This window comes from Caldimonas hydrothermalis (assembly GCF_056746695.1).
This window is the reverse complement of sequence record NZ_JBWQXA010000009.1, coordinates 130,997-147,432: the sequence shown is the minus strand read 5'-3', so window position 1 is coordinate 147,432 and position 16,436 is coordinate 130,997. Positions and strand designations below refer to the sequence as shown.

Annotated in this window: 18 protein-coding genes; 1 reads left to right on the top strand and 17 read right to left on the bottom strand. The window is 66.7% G+C overall.

Annotation, left to right across the window (positions count from 1 at the left end; translation table 11 throughout):
• Window positions 1–114 precede the first annotated feature (114 nt).
• The 9 genes from rplI to ppsA all read right to left on the bottom strand — a co-directional run bounded on the left by rplI (window position 115) and on the right by ppsA (window position 7,761).
• On the bottom strand, window positions 115–567 hold the full coding sequence (rplI, locus tag AC1ECW_RS12485) for a 50S ribosomal protein L9 (protein WP_409706259.1): 453 nt from the start codon (window positions 565–567) through the stop codon (window positions 115–117).
• 11 nt (window positions 568–578) lie between these two features.
• Window positions 579–863 carry a 30S ribosomal protein S18 gene (gene rpsR / locus AC1ECW_RS12480; protein WP_409657762.1) on the bottom strand — a complete coding sequence of 95 codons (285 nt, stop codon included), beginning with the start codon at window positions 861–863 and terminating at the stop codon, window positions 579–581.
• Between the two features lie 30 nt (window positions 864–893).
• Window positions 894–1,187: a primosomal replication protein N gene (priB, locus tag AC1ECW_RS12475; protein WP_409706256.1), complete on the bottom strand. Its 294-nt coding sequence runs from the start codon at window positions 1,185–1,187 to the stop codon at window positions 894–896.
• 34 nt (window positions 1,188–1,221) lie between these two features.
• Window positions 1,222–1,584 (bottom strand): 30S ribosomal protein S6, encoded by a 363-nt coding sequence (rpsF, locus tag AC1ECW_RS12470; protein ID WP_409657756.1) that lies wholly within the window; start codon window positions 1,582–1,584, stop codon window positions 1,222–1,224.
• A gap of 197 nt (window positions 1,585–1,781) precedes the next feature.
• Window positions 1,782–3,896, bottom strand: coding sequence for a sodium:solute symporter family protein (locus AC1ECW_RS12465; RefSeq protein WP_409706253.1), 2,115 nt, complete (start codon window positions 3,894–3,896; stop codon window positions 1,782–1,784).
• 4 nt (window positions 3,897–3,900) lie between these two features.
• Window positions 3,901–4,158: a DUF4212 domain-containing protein gene (locus AC1ECW_RS12460; RefSeq protein ID WP_409706249.1), complete on the bottom strand. Its 258-nt coding sequence runs from the start codon at window positions 4,156–4,158 to the stop codon at window positions 3,901–3,903.
• 144 nt (window positions 4,159–4,302) lie between these two features.
• Entirely contained in the window at window positions 4,303–4,884 is a 582-nt protein-coding gene (locus tag AC1ECW_RS12455) for a tetratricopeptide repeat protein (protein WP_409706246.1), read from the bottom strand.
• On the bottom strand, window positions 4,881–5,177 hold the full coding sequence (locus AC1ECW_RS12450) for a hypothetical protein (RefSeq protein ID WP_409706243.1): 297 nt from the start codon (window positions 5,175–5,177) through the stop codon (window positions 4,881–4,883). The genes AC1ECW_RS12455 and AC1ECW_RS12450 overlap by 4 nt, the downstream gene beginning before the upstream one ends.
• A 184-nt stretch (window positions 5,178–5,361) precedes the next feature.
• Complete coding sequence (gene ppsA / locus AC1ECW_RS12445) at window positions 5,362–7,761, bottom strand: phosphoenolpyruvate synthase (RefSeq protein ID WP_481201948.1); 2,400 nt, start codon at window positions 7,759–7,761, stop codon at window positions 5,362–5,364.
• A gap of 194 nt (window positions 7,762–7,955) precedes the next feature.
• On the opposite strand from ppsA, the gene ppsR reads away from it, so the two are divergent.
• Window positions 7,956–8,777 (top strand): posphoenolpyruvate synthetase regulatory kinase/phosphorylase PpsR, encoded by an 822-nt coding sequence (gene ppsR, locus AC1ECW_RS12440; RefSeq protein WP_409706236.1) that lies wholly within the window; start codon window positions 7,956–7,958, stop codon window positions 8,775–8,777.
• A gap of 21 nt (window positions 8,778–8,798) precedes the next feature.
• Here the strand turns inward: ppsR and AC1ECW_RS12435 are convergent, their stop codons facing one another.
• From AC1ECW_RS12435 to bamA, 8 genes are read right to left on the bottom strand one after another with little or no spacing between them, the layout of a single operon-like run.
• The gene (locus AC1ECW_RS12435; RefSeq protein WP_409706233.1) at window positions 8,799–9,572 is read right to left on the bottom strand and encodes a TrmH family RNA methyltransferase; all 774 of its coding nucleotides are present in this window, start codon (window positions 9,570–9,572) and stop codon (window positions 8,799–8,801) included.
• Complete coding sequence (gene rnhB, locus AC1ECW_RS12430; protein ID WP_481201947.1) at window positions 9,569–10,195, bottom strand: ribonuclease HII; 627 nt, start codon at window positions 10,193–10,195, stop codon at window positions 9,569–9,571. Before rnhB ends, AC1ECW_RS12435 begins: the two co-directional genes overlap by 4 nt.
• A complete protein-coding gene (lpxB, locus tag AC1ECW_RS12425) occupies window positions 10,167–11,321 on the bottom strand; it encodes a lipid-A-disaccharide synthase (RefSeq protein ID WP_481201946.1) in 1,155 nt (384 codons plus the stop codon). Before lpxB ends, rnhB begins: the two co-directional genes overlap by 29 nt.
• Before the next feature lie 2 nt (window positions 11,322–11,323).
• Window positions 11,324–12,112, bottom strand: coding sequence for an acyl-ACP--UDP-N-acetylglucosamine O-acyltransferase (lpxA, locus tag AC1ECW_RS12420; protein WP_481201945.1), 789 nt, complete (start codon window positions 12,110–12,112; stop codon window positions 11,324–11,326).
• A gap of 14 nt (window positions 12,113–12,126) precedes the next feature.
• Complete coding sequence (gene fabZ, locus AC1ECW_RS12415; RefSeq protein WP_409706221.1) at window positions 12,127–12,570, bottom strand: 3-hydroxyacyl-ACP dehydratase FabZ; 444 nt, start codon at window positions 12,568–12,570, stop codon at window positions 12,127–12,129.
• Window positions 12,567–13,598, bottom strand: a complete 1,032-nt coding sequence (gene lpxD, locus AC1ECW_RS12410; RefSeq protein WP_481201944.1) for a UDP-3-O-(3-hydroxymyristoyl)glucosamine N-acyltransferase — start codon at window positions 13,596–13,598, stop codon at window positions 12,567–12,569. The genes fabZ and lpxD overlap by 4 nt, the downstream gene beginning before the upstream one ends.
• Window positions 13,595–14,110, bottom strand: coding sequence for an OmpH/Skp family outer membrane protein (locus AC1ECW_RS12405; RefSeq protein ID WP_409709971.1), 516 nt, complete (start codon window positions 14,108–14,110; stop codon window positions 13,595–13,597). Before AC1ECW_RS12405 ends, lpxD begins: the two co-directional genes overlap by 4 nt.
• Window positions 14,110–16,350: an outer membrane protein assembly factor BamA gene (gene bamA / locus AC1ECW_RS12400; protein ID WP_409709973.1), complete on the bottom strand. Its 2,241-nt coding sequence runs from the start codon at window positions 16,348–16,350 to the stop codon at window positions 14,110–14,112. Before bamA ends, AC1ECW_RS12405 begins: the two co-directional genes overlap by 1 nt.
• Window positions 16,351–16,436 lie beyond the last annotated feature (86 nt).

The following is a 16,436-nucleotide window of genomic DNA, read 5'->3' as shown; positions in this document are numbered from 1 at the left end:
AGGAACAAGTCTGTGGATATCTCGGGGACAGGCTGTGCCTTTTGCAGGACAAGCTGTGCGGAAAACGAAAAGGCCGGTGCGGGGCACCGGCCTGCGCGCGGAAGGCTTGCGGGGTCAGGCGGTTTCGCCGACCACCGAGACGACCACGTCCACGACCACATCGGTGTGCAGGCCCACGGTGACCGGATGCTCGCCCACGGTCTTGATCGGGCCGTTGGGCAGACGGATTTGGGACTTGTGCACTTCGAAACCCATCTTGCCCAGGGCTTCGGCGATGTCGATGTTGGTGACCGAGCCGAACAGGCGGCCATCCACACCGGCCTTCTGGGTGACCGGCACGGTCTTGCCGTTGATCTTCTCGCCCAGGGCCTGGGCAGCAGCGAGCTTTTCGGCAGCGGCCCTCTCGAGTTCGGCGCGCTTGGCCTCGAACTCCTTGATCGCCGCGTCGGTGGCGCGGCGGGCCGCCCCGGTGGGGATCAGGAAGTTGCGAGCGTAGCCGTCCTTGACCTTGACCACGTCGCCGAGGTTGCCCAGGTTGGCGACTTTCTCCAGCAGGATGATTTGCATGTCTCGACTCCTCAGACCTTGTGCTGATCGGTGTACGGCAGCAGGGCCAGGAAACGGGCACGCTTGATGGCCGTCGTGAGCTGACGCTGATAGATGGCACGGGTGCCGGTCAGGCGGGCCGGCGTGATCTTGCCGTTCTCACCGATGAAATCGCGCAGGGTGTCGACGTCCTTGTAGTCGATCTCCTCGACGCCGGCGACGGTGAAGCGGCAGAAACGCTTGCGCTTGAAGAGCAGCGACTGCTGGTTGCGCTTGGACTTGCGATCCTTCGAAAACTTGCTACGAGGCGGGGGCATGATGACCTCTCCTATCTGATCTATCCGAATTCAAACGATGCACTGGGGCAAGCTGGTGATGTGCAGCACCACACCGCGGCCGTTACGCTGGGAAGCGAGGAAGCCGGCAAAGCGATGGGCACTGCCCATCTCGACGCGGCTCAACTGCTCCGCCAGGGTCCCGATCACCACCGCCTTGAGGTCCATGCGGACCTTGCGCGGGGCTCCGGCTTCCGTCACCGTCGACTCGTGCGACAGCAGCAAGTCGAGGGCGGGGAGTCCGGCCGGGGTGTAACGCAGAGCGCTTCGCTCGGTCACCCGGGCCTCCAGAACCACCTGGTTCATGCGGGGTGGCCAGCAGCGCGCGGTGGCACGTCACTTAGGCAGCCGCCTCCTGGTGCGACTTGCGGGCTTCTTCCTTCTCGACCGCCTTCATCATGATGGACGGGGCCGTCTCGGCCTTGCTCTTCTGAACGGTGAGGTGGCGCAGCACGGCGTCGTTGAAGCGGAAGCCCGTCTCCAGCTCGGCCAGGGTTTCCTTGCTGCACTCGATGTTCAGGCACAGATAGTGGGCCTTGGCGAGCTTCTGGATCATGTAGGCCAGTTGGCGGCGGCCCCAGTCCTCGACGCGGTGGACCTTGCCACCAGCAGCGGTGACCATGCCCTTGTAGCGCTCGAGCATGGCATTGACCTGCTCGCTTTGATCCGGATGGATCAACAGGACGATTTCATAGTGACGCATTGACACTCCTTGTGGATTCCCATCGGGATGGGTGGGTAAGCCGCCCCGGGCGTCAAGGCGGGCTCCGAAGAGCCCACCCACAGGTGCGGCAAGGAAGAAAGCGGAAGATTGTAGCCGAAAAAGCGAAAAGGCCCCGCTTCGCAGCGGGGCCGCGGCGGGAGCCACCGAGCGGCTCCCGTGCCGACGATCGCAGGCAATCAGGCCGACTTCAGGTTCGGATAGCGCACGTGCTCGACGAGTTCCTGCACTTCCTTCTTGGGGGCCGGCGTGATCAGGCTGACCAGGATGATGACCGCAAAGCCTACCGGCACACCGAACAGGCCGGCCGAGATGGGCTGGATGTCCCACCACAACTGTACCGGCGAGGTCACGCCGAAGACGCTGCGCAGCCAGGGCTGCGTGGTGGCCATGTAGTAGAAGGTCAGGCCCAGGCCGGCGATCATGCCGCACACAGCTCCGATGCTCGACGCACGCTTCCAGAAGATCCCGAGCACGAGGGCCGGGAAGAAGGCCGCTGCCGCGAACGAGAAGGCCGCCGACACCAGGAAGAGGATGTCCGCCGGCTTCTGGGACGCGACGTAGGCCGCCAGCAGCGCCACGATCAGCAGCAGGACCTTCGAGATCATCACCCGGCGCGAGGTCGGCGCGTTGGGGTCGATCATCTTGTAGTACAGGTCGTGCGACAGCGCGTTGGCGATGGTCAGCAGCAGGCCGTCAGCAGTCGACAGCGCCGCAGCCAGGCCACCGGCGGCCACCATGCCGGAGATCACGTACGGCAGGCCCGCAATGGCCGGAGTGGCCAGCACGATGATGTCTCCGCCGATGCGCATCTCGCCGAGCTGGAAGATGCCGTCGCCGTTGATATCCTGCACCGTCAGCAGCGCCGGATCGACCCGGTTCCAAGCCGCGATCCATCCTGGGAGCTGATCGAACGGCGTACCCACCAGCACCGTCATCACCTCGTACTTCACCAGCACGGCCAGGGCCGGTGCGGTGAAGTACAGCAGGAAGATGAAGAACAGCGACCAGAACACCGACTCGCGCGCCTCCTTCACCGAGGGCGTGGTGTAGTAGCGCATCAGGATGTGCGGCAGCGCTGCCGTGCCCACCATCAGGCAGAAGATCAGCGCCAGGAAGTTGCGCCTGGAGGTGTCGAACGCCTTCTTGGCCGCTTCATCGCCATTGGGATCGCCGGCGAAGATCTGCGCATGGGCGGGCATGCCGGCCAGCGGTTTGGCGCGCGCCTCGTTGGCGGCCTTGGCCGCCGCATAGGCCTTGCGGGCATCGGCCTCAGTGGCCGGCAAGGCCGCCAGCGCCTTCTCGGCCGCCTGGATTTCGGCCAGCGGGGCGTTGCGAGCCTTCAGGTCGGCGATCTTCTGCTCAGCCGCCGCCTTGTCGGCCGCCATGGCCGCGGGCACGTCCTTGAGCTTGGCCTCGGCCTCGGCTGCGCGCTTCTTGAAGATCTCGATGACTTCGAGTTCCTTCGGATCGCTGCGCAGCTCCTTCTCTTTGGCCGTCACCTTCTCGAGCTGGGACCCGTAGATGACCTGCGGAATGGGCACGCCGGTCTGCTTGACCGACAGCCACACCACCGGGATCAGGTAGGCGATGATCAGGATGATGTACTGGGCCACCTGGGTCCAGGTCACCGCGCGCATGCCCCCCAGGAAGGAGCACACCAGGATGCCGCCCAGACCCACGAAGATGCCGATCTCGAAGGCCAGGCCCGACAGGCGCGACGTGATCAGGCCCACGCCATAGATCTGCGCCACCACGTAAGTGAACGAGCACAGGATCGCAGCCAGGATGCCGATCAGGCGGGCCAGGTTGCCGCCGTAGCGGGCGCCCAGGAAGTCCGGAATCGTGAACTGGCCGAACTTGCGCAGGTAAGGCGCAAGGAACAGCGCCACCAGGCAGTAGCCGCCCGTCCAGCCCATGATGAAGGCCAGACCGCCGTAGCCGGTCAGGTACAGCGTGCCGGCCATGCCGATGAACGACGCCGCCGACATCCAGTCGGCACCGGTGGCCATGCCGTTGTAGATGGCCGGCACACGTCGGCCAGCCACGTAGTACTCGGCCGCGTCGGTGGTGCGGCTCATGATGCCGATGCCGGCATACAGGGCCACGGTGGCGAGCAGGAAGATCAGGCCGATCCAGTTGGCCGGCAGGCCCATCTGCTCGAGCAGGCCCAGCACGAGGATGAAGATGATGAAGCCGCCGGTGTACCAGCCGTACACCTTGTTGAGCTGCTTCTTGAAGGCCGCGTTGGCGGCAGCGCCGGACGTGCCGGACGCAGGGGTGAATCCCGCCATGGTGTTACTCCTCCTCCGCGACGTCATGCTCCTGGTCCAGCCGGTTCATGTACCGGGCGTAGTACCAGATGATGGCCACATAGACGATGAGGGCGCCTTGCGCCCCCACCCAAAAGCTAAAGGGCCATCCGAAGAAATTGAAACTCAGGTCGCGGGCGAAATACCCGACGACGAACGTGACGAAGAACCAGATCCCCAGCAGGATGCTGGTGATTCTTAAGTTCTTGCGCCAGTACTCTTCGTGCTTGCGCGTCAACTGCATGGCAGTGGTCTCCTCGTTGCTGCGCCCCGGGGCCCTCCCCGATGGCGCGAAACGACAGCCTCCCGCCCGTCTCCGAAGGCGGGCTTGCAGCCTAGGCTGTCCCCCTGGCGCGGACCCGGCCTGCCGGGTTCCGCACCGCCGCCGTCACACGGCCAAGCCGGTTTCGCGCTCGAGCTGAGCGGCGACCTTGGGCTCGAAGCCCTTGAGGTGGCGGATGATCCGCCGCGCCTCTTCGGGCTCGTGACGATCCACATGCACCCGTGCGAGCTGGTACCAGCCGTACGGACTCATGGGCTGCAATTCGGTGTTGCGTTTGAGGGCCTCGATGGCCTCATCGAAGCGGCGCGCTCTGATCAGCACGAGGCCCAGCCCGTACCAGGCGCGATCCAGCCGAGGGTCCAGTGCCAGGGCGCGCCGGAAGGCCTGCTCGGCCTGGGCGTGCTCGCCCGCTGCTTCCAGCAAGTAGCCGTAGTTGAACCACGAGGCGGCCGCGTGATCGGGGTGCGTGTCCAGCAACTGGCGATAGTCGGCCAGCGCCGCTTCGGGCTGGCCCAGTTGGGCCCGCAAATGGGCTCGGCTGGCCAGGGCATAGGCATCGCCGGGGTGGCGTGCCAGCATCTCGTCGAACACGGCCAGGGCCGCGGCGTGCCGCCCGACCAGGATCATGGCCTGGGCGCGCCAGCGCAGCCAGCGGTAGGTGAAAGACCGAGGGGCGTTGGCACTCATCGGCACAGGTGCACCCCAATCTCGATGCAGATGGCGATGCGCGCAACCGTAGAGGCGACATAGGCCATCAGGAGCAGCGCAAAAGTGGCCAGCGGGATGTGCCGGTCGAGCACGACACGCGGGGTGATGAGCCGGGTGAGACGGGTGAAGGGGCGGGTCAGGATGCCCAGGAGCTGGTAGAAGAGATTGCTGTCACGCCCCGCGCCGGCCAGCAGGCCGAGCACCCACTGACCCAACAGCGACAACAGCGCGATGGCCGACACGGTCTGGACGATGGTGACGAACAGCAGCATGGCCTGTGGTGGGAGTCGATGATCCCATTCTTGGCCGGCGGCTTACGCATTTCTGACAACCGTGTCAGCCTGCTCGTAAGTCCGATCAGGGCTTACCCTGCCCCGTCCGGACTCCACGAAAAACGGCCCCGCGGGGGGGCCGTCCGGAGCTGCCGCGATGCGGCAGTGCATCAAGGATGAGGGTTCAGTCCCGCGCGGCCAGCAGCTTCCAGGTGTCGATCACGGTGTCGGGGTTCAGCGAGATCGAGACGATGCCCTCCTGCGCGAGCCACTGCGCGAAGTCGGGGTGATCGCTGGGACCCTGGCCGCAGATGCCGATGTACTTGCCGTGGGCACGGCAGGCCGCGATCGCCCGCGAGATCAGCGCCTTGACGGCCGGGTCACGCTCGTCGAAGTCGTGCGCCAGCAGCTCCAGGCCGGAGTCGCGGTCCAGGCCCAGCGTGAGCTGGGTCAGGTCGTTGGAGCCGATGGACATGCCATCAAAGTGTTCGAGGAACTGCTCAGCCAGGATGGCGTTGCTGGGGATCTCGCACATCATGATGACGCGCAGCCCGTCCTGGCCGCGCCTGAGGCCCCGCTCGGCCAGCATGGCGTTGACTTTCTCGGCCTGAGCCAAGGTGCGCACGAAAGGCACCATGATCTCGACGTTGGTCAGGCCCATGTCGTTGCGCACGCGCTTGAGGGCCTCGCACTCCATCGCAAAGGCTTCGCCGAAGGCTTCGCTTACGTAACGCGAAGCACCGCGGAAGCCGAGCATCGGGTTTTCTTCCTCGGGCTCGTAGCGCGAGCCGCCGATGAGCTTGCGGTACTCGTTGGACTTGAAGTCCGACAGCCGCACGATCACCGGCTTGGGCCAGAAGGCCGCGGCAATCGTGGCCACGCCTTCGGCGAGCTTGTCGACATAGAAGGCCCGCGGGCTGGCGTGACCGCGTGCAACCGATTCCACGGCCTTTTTCAGGTCCGGGTCGACATTGGGGTAGTCGAGGATGGCCTTGGGGTGCACGCCGATGTTGTTGTTGATGATGAACTCCAGCCGTGCCAGCCCCACCCCGGCGTTGGGCATCTGGGCGAAGTCGAAGGCGAGTTGGGGGTTGCCCACGTTCATCATGATCTTGACCGGCGAATACGGCATCTCGCCACGCTCGACCTCGGTGACCTCGGTCTCCAGCAGCCCATCGTAGATGTAGCCGGTATCGCCTTCGGAGCAGGCCACGGTCACCAGCGCGCCGTCCTTGAGCACCTCGGTGGCGTTGCCGCAACCCACCACGGCCGGAATGCCCAGCTCGCGTGCGATGATGGCCGCGTGACAGGTGCGCCCGCCGCGGTTGGTGACGATGGCGCTGGCGCGCTTCATCACCGGCTCCCAGTTCGGGTCGGTCATGTCGGTGACGAGCACGTCGCCGGGCTGCACCTTGTCCATCTCGGCGATGGAGTGGACGATGCGCACCGGACCGGTGCCGATCTTCTGGCCGATCGCGCGGCCTTCGGCCAGCACCGTGCTGTGGCCCTTGAGCTTGTAGCGGTGCTCGACCTTGCCTTCGCCCTGGCTCTTCACCGTCTCGGGGCGGGCCTGCAGGATGTAGAGCTGGCCGTCCTGGCCGTCTTTGCCCCACTCGATGTCCATCGGGCGGCCGTAATGCGCCTCGATGATGAGGGCGTAGCGCGCCAGTTCGACGACGTCGGCATCGGTCAGCGAATAGCGGTTGCGCTGCTCGGGGGCGGTGTCCACCGTCTTGACCAGCTTGCCGCTGGCCTGCTTCTCTGCCGGGGTGGTGAACTCCATCTTGATGAGCTTGGAGCCCAGGTTGCGGCGGATGATCGGGAACTTGCCGTTCTTCAGCGCAGGCTTGTGGACGTAGAACTCGTCCGGGTTGACGGCGCCCTGCACGACGGTCTCGCCCAGGCCGTAGCTGGAGGTGATGAAGACCACGTCGGGGAAGCCCGATTCGGTGTCGATCGTGAACATCACACCGGCGGCGCCCAGGTCGGAGCGCACCATGCGCTGCACGCCAGCCGACAGGGCCACGTCACTGTGGGCAAAGCCCTTGTGGACACGGTAGCTGATGGCACGGTCGTTGTAGAGCGAGGCGAAGACCTCCTTCATCTTGTGCAGCACCTCATCGATGCCCACCACGTTGAGGAAGGTTTCCTGCTGGCCGGCAAAGGAGGCATCAGGCAGGTCTTCGGCCGTGGCCGAGGAGCGCACGGCGAACGAGGCGCCCGGGTGATCCGCCGTCAGCTTGTCGAACTCGGCACGAATGGCCGCCTCCAGCGCCGGCGGAAAGGGCGTGTTCTGCACCCACGAGCGGATCTCGGCCCCGGCCTGGGCCAGAGCGCGCACGTCGTCGGTGTCCAAACCGGCCAGGCGCGCGTTGATGCGCTCGGCCAGCCCGCCGTGCTTCAGGAATTCGCGGAAGGCGTGCGCCGTGGTGGCAAAGCCACCGGGCACCCGCACCCCCGAGGCGGACAACTGGCTGATCATCTCGCCGAGGGAGGCGTTCTTGCCGCCCACCACCTCGACGTCGGTCATCCTCAGTTGTTCGAACGGCACGACCAGGGCGGTCGCCAAATGGGATGAAGACATGGGAAAGCTCCGTGATGTTGACAAACCGGTGCTCCCCTGCCGGCGCGCCTGAACGGATCAGGACAGGCCCCGCCCCGCCACTTTGTGGATTCTGGTTCGTGCGGTGGGGTGGACATGCAGGCGCGGGCAAGCGATATTGGCAGGGATTTTACGGCGCTTTGACCGCGCCTTTGCCTGCCCGACCCGCACTGCACATGTCCAACCGCACCGTTTTCTTCATCTCCGATGGCACCGGCATCACCGCCGAGACCTTCGGCAACTCCATCCTGAAGCAGTTCGCCCTGCAGCCGCGGCACGTGCGCCGCCCCTTCATCGACACCGAGGACAAGGCCCATCAGGTCGTGCGCGAGATCAACCACACAGCCGAGGTCGAGGGCAAACGGCCGATCGTCTTCACCACCTTGGTCAACGAGGAGGTGCTGGCCATCGTCAAGCAAGGCAGCCGGGCGCTGGTGCTGGACATGTTCTCGACCTTCGTTGAGCCGCTGGAGGCTGAATTGGGCATGAAGTCCAACCACCGCATCGGGCGGTTCTCGGACGTGGCGGCCAGCCAGCAGTACCACGATCGCATCGAGGCCATCAACTTCTCGCTGGCCCACGACGACGGTCAGTCAGCCCGCAACCTGGCCGAGGCCGACGTGATCCTGATCGGGGTGAGCCGCAGCGGCAAGACCCCGACCTCGCTGTACCTGGCCATGCAGCATGGCATCAAGGCGGCCAACTACCCCCTGATCCCGGAGGACTTCGAGCGGCGCACCCTGCCCTCCAGCCTGGCGCCTCACAAGAGCAAGTGCTTCGGCCTGACCATCGCCCCCGAGCGGCTGAGCGAGATCCGCAACGAACGCCGACCGAACAGCAAGTACGCCAGCCTGGAGAACTGCCGCTACGAAGTGGCCGAGGCTGAAGCCATGATGCGCCGCGAAGGGATCGCCTGGCTGTCCTCGACGCACAAGTCCATCGAGGAGATCGCCACGACCATCCTGCGCGACATCCGCCCGGACCGGCTGGTGTACTGAGGTTCTGACACCGACGGCCGCTCAGCCCGCTCGCTGCCGCAGTGACTCGTACAGGCAGATCGACGCCGCCGCTGCCACGTTGAGCGACTCCTCCCCCCCCGGCTGGGGGATGCGCACCACAAGCTCGCAGCGCGAGGCCAGGGCCGGATCCATGCCCTGGCCCTCGTGGCCGAAAACCCAGGCCACCGGCGACGGGAGCCGGCAACGATGCAGCTCCAGGGCCGTGTGCGAGCTGGTGCCCACCAGGGGCACGCCCAGGGCATCCAGTGCCTGCTGAGCGGCCATCTCTACCAGGTGCAGCGCAAAATGCGCGCCCATGCCGGCGCGCAGCACCTTGGGCGACCACAGCGCCGCCGTGCCCTTCAAGGCCACCACCTGGCCCACGCCCAGGGCCGCGGCGCTGCGCAGGATGGCCCCCACGTTGCCGGCATCCTGCAGGCGGTCGAGCACCACGGTATCGATCCCCACGCGGCCCTCGCCGGGCCCCGCCCACGGGATCAGGAAGCCGCAATCCGGCGGGGATTCGAGGGCACTGAGTTCGCGCATCAAACCCTCCGTCACCACGGCCACCCGCGCGGCCCCCTGCGCCAGCGCTCGGCGCTCGGGTCGGGCCCAGGCCGCCTCGGTGAACACCGCCTCGCCGCCGGTGCCGCCCCGGGCCCGCCAGGCCGCCCCGAGATGATCACCCTCCAGCCACACGCAGCCCAGCTTGCGATAGGCGCCGGGATCGCGCAACAGCTTGCGCACTTTCACGCACAGCGGGTTGTCGCGCGAATGCAGGGCCTCGACCTTCATGTACGCCCCACCAGGGCCTCGCGCACCGGAGCGAAACTGCGCCGATGCTCGGGACAGGGCCCATGTTCCCGCAGCGCCGCCAGATGCTCGGGCGTGGGGTAGCCCTTGTGCGTGGCAAAGCCATACTGCGGATGGGCCTCGTGCAACGCCTGGCATAGGCGGTCGCGGTACACCTTGGCCAGGATCGATGCTGCCGAGATGGCGGGCACTTTGGCGTCCCCCTTCACAACGGCCTCCGCCGGCACCTTCAACACCGGCAGCCGGTTGCCGTCAACCAGCACACGCGCCGGCTTGAGACGCAGGCCGTCCACCGCCCGGCGCATCGCCAGCATCGTGGCCTGCAGGATGTTCAGCCGGTCGATCTCCTCGGGCGAGGCCAGCGCGATGCAACAGCACAGGGCCTTGGCGCGGATCTCGTCGTACAGGCGCTCGCGCCGCGAGGCGGTGAGCTGCTTGGAGTCGGCCAGGCCAGCCACTGGCTGCAGGTCGTCCAGGATCACGGCGGCGGCCACCACCGGCCCGGCCAAGGGACCGCGACCGGCTTCGTCGACCCCGGCCACCAGGCCCGGGCCTTGCCAGCACAGCGCAAGCTGTTCAACGCCCAAGGACTTGTGCGATCGCATCGGTGGCGGCCTGCGCCGTGTGGCGACGCAGGAGATGGTGCAGTTCCACGAAACGCTGCTGCACACGCTCGCAGCGCGCCGGGTCGTCCAGCCAGGCCAGCGCCGCATCGGCCAGCGCCCGGGGCGTGGCCTGATCCTGGAGCAGCTCGGGCACGACGAAGTCGCGGCACAGGATGTTGGGCAGTCCCACCCAGGGCTGATAGCCCATGCGCTTCATGAGCTGCCAGCTCAGCCAGTGCATGCGGTAGGTGATGACCATGGGCCGCTTGAACAGCGCCGCCTCCAGCGTGGCCGTGCCGCTGGCGATGAGGGTCAGGTCGCAGGCGGCCAGCGCTTCGTGCGAACGGCCGTCGAGCACGCTCAGGGGCACGTCAGCCGCATGAACCGCCACCAGCGGGTCGATCATCTCGCGAAGGCCGGGGACCACTGGCAGCACGAAGCGCAGCTCCGGGCGCCGGCGATGCAAGAGTGCCGCCGCGGCCAGCAGGTGCGGGGCGATGTACTGGATCTCGCTGCGCCGGCTGCCCGGCAACAAGGCCACCACGGGCTGCGACGCCGCCAGACCCAGGGCCTGGCGAGCGGCCACGCGAGGCACCTCCAGCGGGATGGTGTCGGCCAGTGGATGGCCCACATAGCTCGCCGCGATGCCATGGCGGGCCAGCAGCTCGGGCTCGAAGGGGAACAGACAGAGCACATGGTCCGCGGCCTTCGCGATCTTGGTCACGCGATGGCCTCGCCAGGCCCAGATCGAGGGGCAGACGAAATGCACGGTCTTCAGCCCCGCCTCGCGCAACCAGGTCTCCAGCCCCAGATTGAAATCCGGAGCGTCCACGCCGATGAAAACATCGGGCCGTTCGTCCAGCAGGCGCCGCGCGAGCTGCCGGCGGATGCCGGCAATCTCACGGTAGTGCCGCAGCACCTCGGCATAGCCCCGCACGGCCAGCTTGTGGTGCGGCCACCAGGCCTCAAAGCCCTGCTCGGCCATGCGCGGCCCACCGATGCCCTGGGCTGTCAAGTCGGGCCAGCGCTGACGCAGGCCACCCATCAACAGCCCGGCCAGCAAATCTCCCGATGCCTCCCCCGCCACCAGGGCCAGACGGGGAGCTCTCTCAGCGTGCACCACCACGGTCAGCGCACGATGCCGCGCTCGGCGTTGGCCAGGAACTCCAGCATCAGGCGCACATCGGCCTGCGCATCCGCGGCCGTCGCCTCCAGCGCCGCGAGCTCGTCCTTGGCCTGGGCCAGCGTGAGCCCCTTGCGGTACAGCGTGCGGTGCATCTGCTTGACCACGGCGATGCGCTCGGGCGTGTAGCCCCGCCGACGCAGGCCTTCCAGGTTGATGCCCTGGGCTTCGGCAGGGTTGCCGGCCGCCGTCACGAAAGGCGGCAGGTCCTGCGACAAGCGAGTCTGGAACCCCGTCATTGCGTGCGCGCCCACGCGCACGAACTGGTGTACCCCCGACAAGCCACCGAGGAAGACCCAGTCCCCCAGGTGCACATGCCCGGCCAGTTGCACGGCATTGGCCAGGATGATGTGGCTGCCCAGCACGCAGTCGTGCGCCACATGCACATAGGCCATGATCCAGTTGTCGTCGCCGATGCGCGTCACGCCGGCGTCCTGCACCGTGCCGGTGTTGAACGTGCAGAACTCGCGGATGGTGTTGCCATCGCCGATCACCAGTTGCGTGGGCTCGCCAGCGTACTTCTTGTCCTGCGGAGCCGCCCCCAGCGAGCAGAATTGGAAGATGCGGTTGTGGCGGCCGATCGTCGTCTGGCCGTCGATCACGCAATGGGCACCAATGCTGGTGCCTTCGCCGATGCGCACGCCTGGGCCGATCACCGCATACGGCCCCACGCTGACATCGGCCGCCAGCTCGGCTTTCGGGTCGACCAAGGCAGTGGGGTGAATCTGTGCCATGGCACCGCCTCTGCTCAGGCCTGCACCAGCCGCTGCGTGCACATGATCTCGGCCTCGACCGCGACCTCCTCGCCTACACGGGCCTGGCACTTGAACTTGTAGATGCCGGCACGCGCCCGATCGAGCGTCACATCCAGCAGCAATTGGTCCCCCGGCTCCACCGGCCGCTTGAAACGGGCGCCGTCGATGCCGACGAAGTAGTACACCGCGCGCGGATCGCGCTCCACCGACGCCGAGGTGAAGGCCAGCAAGGCCGAAGCCTGGGCCAGCGCCTCGAGCATCAGCACGCCGGGCATCACCGGACGGTTCGGGAAATGCCCCTGGAAGAAGGGCTCATTGGCACTGACGTTCTTCAATGCCAGGATGCGCTTGCCGGCCTCCACCTCCAGCACGCGATCCACCAGGAGGATGGGATAGCGGTGAGGCAGTTGCTTGAGGATCGAATGAATGTCCATCATGGTGTCGTTTTCTTTTCGAGGGCACGCACGCGTTCGCGCAGCCGGTGGAGCTGGCGCAGCGTCGCGGCGTTCTTTTCCCAGGTGGCATTCTCGTCGATGGGAAACACGCCGCTGTAGAGCCCGGGCTGCAGCAGCGAGCGCGTCACCAGCGACATCGACGAGATGTGCACATGGTCGGCGATCGTCAGGTGGCCCAGGATGCCGGCACCGCCGCCCACCGTGCAGTGCCGGCCGATGCGTGCGCTGCCGGCCACCCCCACGCAGCCGGCCATTGCGGTGTGCGCCCCGATGTGCACGTTGTGGGCGATCTGCACCAGATTGTCCAGCTTGACCCCGTCCTCGATCACGGTGTCGTCCAGGGCGCCGCGGTCCACACAACTGTTGGCGCCGATCTCCACGTCGTTGCCGATGGACACTCCGCCGAGCTGCTCGATCTTCTCCCAGCGGCCTTCGTTCGGTGCGAAGCCGAAGCCGTCGGCACCGATCACGACGCCGCTATGCAACACGCAGCGCTCGCCCAGCCGGGTGCCCGGCATCAGCGTCACGCGCGGCGCCAACCGCGTGCCACGCCCGACCACGACGCCGGCGCCAACGAAACAGTGCGCGCCGATCACGACGCCGTCGCCGAGCACCGCCCCCTCCTCGACCACGGCATGCGCCTCGATGCGCACCTCCTGGCCGATGCGGGCCTGTTCACTCACCACGGCCGTGGGGTGACGTCCGGCCGGCCGGACCGCACGGGTGCGAGCCACCCACCACTGGGTCACGCGGGCGAAATAAAGGTAGGGGTCGGGGGTGACGATGGCTGCACCCCGGGCGGCCGCCGCCTCGCGGAAGGCTGGCGCGACGATCACACAGCCCGCCGCCGTCGATTGCAACTGCGACTGGTAGCGTGCATGCGCCAGGAAGCTGAGGGTGGAGGCGTCCGCCCCCTCGAGCGGTCCGATCCGGCTGATGCGCAGCTCACCCGAGCCGAGGAGTTCCCCTCCCAGCTCGGCGACGATCTGGCTCAGTCGGACATCGCTCACTTGCCACCGTTGGCGTTGAGGGCCTTGATCACCTTGTCGGTGATGTCCACGCGCGGGCTGAAGTGCACCGCATCCTGCACGATGAGGTCGTACTTCTCCGCCTCGGCGATCTGCTTGATGACCCGGTTGGCCCGCTCGACGATCGCCGCCAACTCCTCGTTGCGACGCTGGTTGAAGTCTTCCTGCAGCTCGCGGCGACGGCGCTGGAATTCGCGGTCCTGCTCGACCAGCTCGCGCTGGCGGCGTGCCCGCTCGGATTCGGACAGCGTCGGGGCGTCTTTCTCCAGGCGCTCGGAGCTGGCTTTCAGCCGGGCGCCGAGCTCGTTGAGTTCTTTGTCGCGCCTCGTGAACTCGGCCTCCAAGCGGCTGGTGGCCGCCTTGGCTGGCGCGGAATCGCGCATCACGCGGTCGCTGTTCACGTAGCCGATCTTCAGCTCCTGGGCCTGCACGACCTGGGCCGTCCCGAAGGACACGAGAACGGCCGTCAGGGCAGCCAATGCGAGTTTCTTCATCAGAATGCGGTTCCGATCTGGAATTGAATGCGCTCGATTCTATCGCCCGGCTGCTTGCGCAGCGGGATGCCATAGGCCAGCTTCAGCGGCCCCACGGGAGAGATCCAGCTCAGCCCGATGCCGCTGGATGCGCGCAGCTCGTCGAAGCGGATGCGGTCGTCCTCGCCGAAGACGTTGCCCACATCGACAAAGCCGAACAGTCGCAGCGTGCGATCGTTGCCCGAGCCCGGGAACGGCACATAGAGCTCGCCGTTGAGGTTCAGCCGCTTGGCGCCTCCCACATAGGCGCCGGTGGCGTCCACCGGACCGAGCGACCCCTGGCCGAAGCCGCGCACCGTGCCCAGGCCGCCGCTGTAGAAGTTCTTGAACACCGGGAAGGGACGCCCCTGCAGGCCCTTGCCCCAGCCCACCTCGGTGTTGAGTGCCAGCGTGAAGTCCCGGGTGAGCGACAGGTACTGCTGGAACTGGTAGTTCGTGCGCAGATAGCGCGTGTCGCCCGCGACGCTCCATTCGGCATTGACGCGCTGGTAGCGCCCCCGTGTGGGCACAAGGGCACTGTCACGGTCGTCACGCGTCCAGCCCAGGGTCAGCGGCACGCTCAGGCTCGCCGGGCCGAAGCGCTCGCGATAGCGGAAATAGCTGTTGGGCAGGGCCCCGGGCTCGCCGCGGATCTCCGTGCGCTCCACGCCGATGCCGACGAACACACGGTCGTACTCTGTCACCGGGATGCCGAAACGGATCGAGGCGCCCGGCGTCACCAGCTTGTAGTCACTGCCCTGGCTGGACAGCGGCTGGGTCGTGCGGTAGTACACATCGATGGAGCGCGACACCCCATCCATCGTGAAGTACGGGTCGACCGTGCTGACCACCAGCGTGCGGTTGTAGCGCCCCGTGTTGAACTCCACCCCCAGGTAGTTGCCCGTGCCGAAGATGTTCTCCTGCTTGATCGCGGCCGTCAGCGTGAGCTTCTCGGCACTGGAGAAGCCCGCCCCCAGCAGCAGGTTGCCCGTGGGCTTTTCCACCACGCGCAGGTTCAGGTCCACCTGGTCGAGCGAGCCCGGCACTTCCTCCGAATCGATGCTGACCTCGCTGAAAAAGCCCAGACGGTCGACACGGTCGCGCGACAGACGGATGCGCTCGCCGTCGTACCAGGCCGACTCGAACTGACGGAACTCGCGCCGGATGACTTCGTCACGAGTGCGGGCGTTGCCGCTGATGTTGATCCGCCGCACATAGACACGACGCTGGGGGGTGGCCACCAGCGCGATGGCCACGCGTCCGGTCGCGCGATCGATGTCGGTGCGCGGTTCGATGCGCGCGAAGGCATAGCCGAAGGCGCCAAAGCGCTCGGTGAAGGCGCGCACCGTTTCGGCCACCGCTTCGGCACGGTAGGGCTGGCCGGGCTGGATGCTCACCAGGGCCTTGAAGTCGTCCTCCTTGCCCAGGTAATCACCCTCCAGGCGTACACCGGTGACCACATAAGGCTGGCCTTCGCGCACGTTGATCGTGATCGTGATGTCCTGCTTGTCCGGCGAAATTGCCACCTGGGTCGACTCGATCGCGAATTCCAGGTAGCCGCGGTTCAGATAGTGCGAGCGCAGCTTCTCCAGGTCGGCGTTGAGCTTGGCCCGCGAGTAGCGGTCGGACTTGGTGTACCAGCTCATCCAGCCGCCGGTGTTCAGGTCGAACAGGCCTTTGAGCTCGCGCTCGGAGAAGGCGCGGTTGCCGGTGATGCGGATCTCGCGGATGCGCGCCTGTCCGCCTTCGGTCACGGTGAAGGTGACGTTGACGCGGTTGCGCTCCAGCGGCGTCACCGTGGTGATCACCTCGGCGCCGTAGAGGCTGCGCGACAGGTACTGGCGCTTGAGCTCCTGCTCGGCCCGGTCGATCAGCGCCTGGTCGTATGGGCGGCCGTCGGTGATGCCCACCTCGCGCAAGGCCTTGGTGAGCGTCTCGCGGTCGAATTCCTTGGTTCCCACGAACTCGACACCGGCGATGATGGGGCGCTCTTCGACCACCACCACGACCACATCGCCCTCGACCTCGATGCGCACGTCCTTGAACAGGCCGGTGGCGAACAGCGCGCGCAGCGCGGCCGCCCCCTTGTCATCGTTGTAGGTGTCACCGATGCGAAACGGCAGGGATCCGAAGACCGTACCCGGTTCGGTGCGCTGCAGGCCTTCGACGCGGATGTCGCGCAGCACGAAAGGCTCGGCAGCCCAGGCAAGCGCTCCGTGCATGACCGCCAGAGCAGCCGCCGCCAGGACGCGCAACCGGGGGGAGAAACGAGGCTTGGAGGATGTTGTGGAGTTTTTGCGCAGCATGC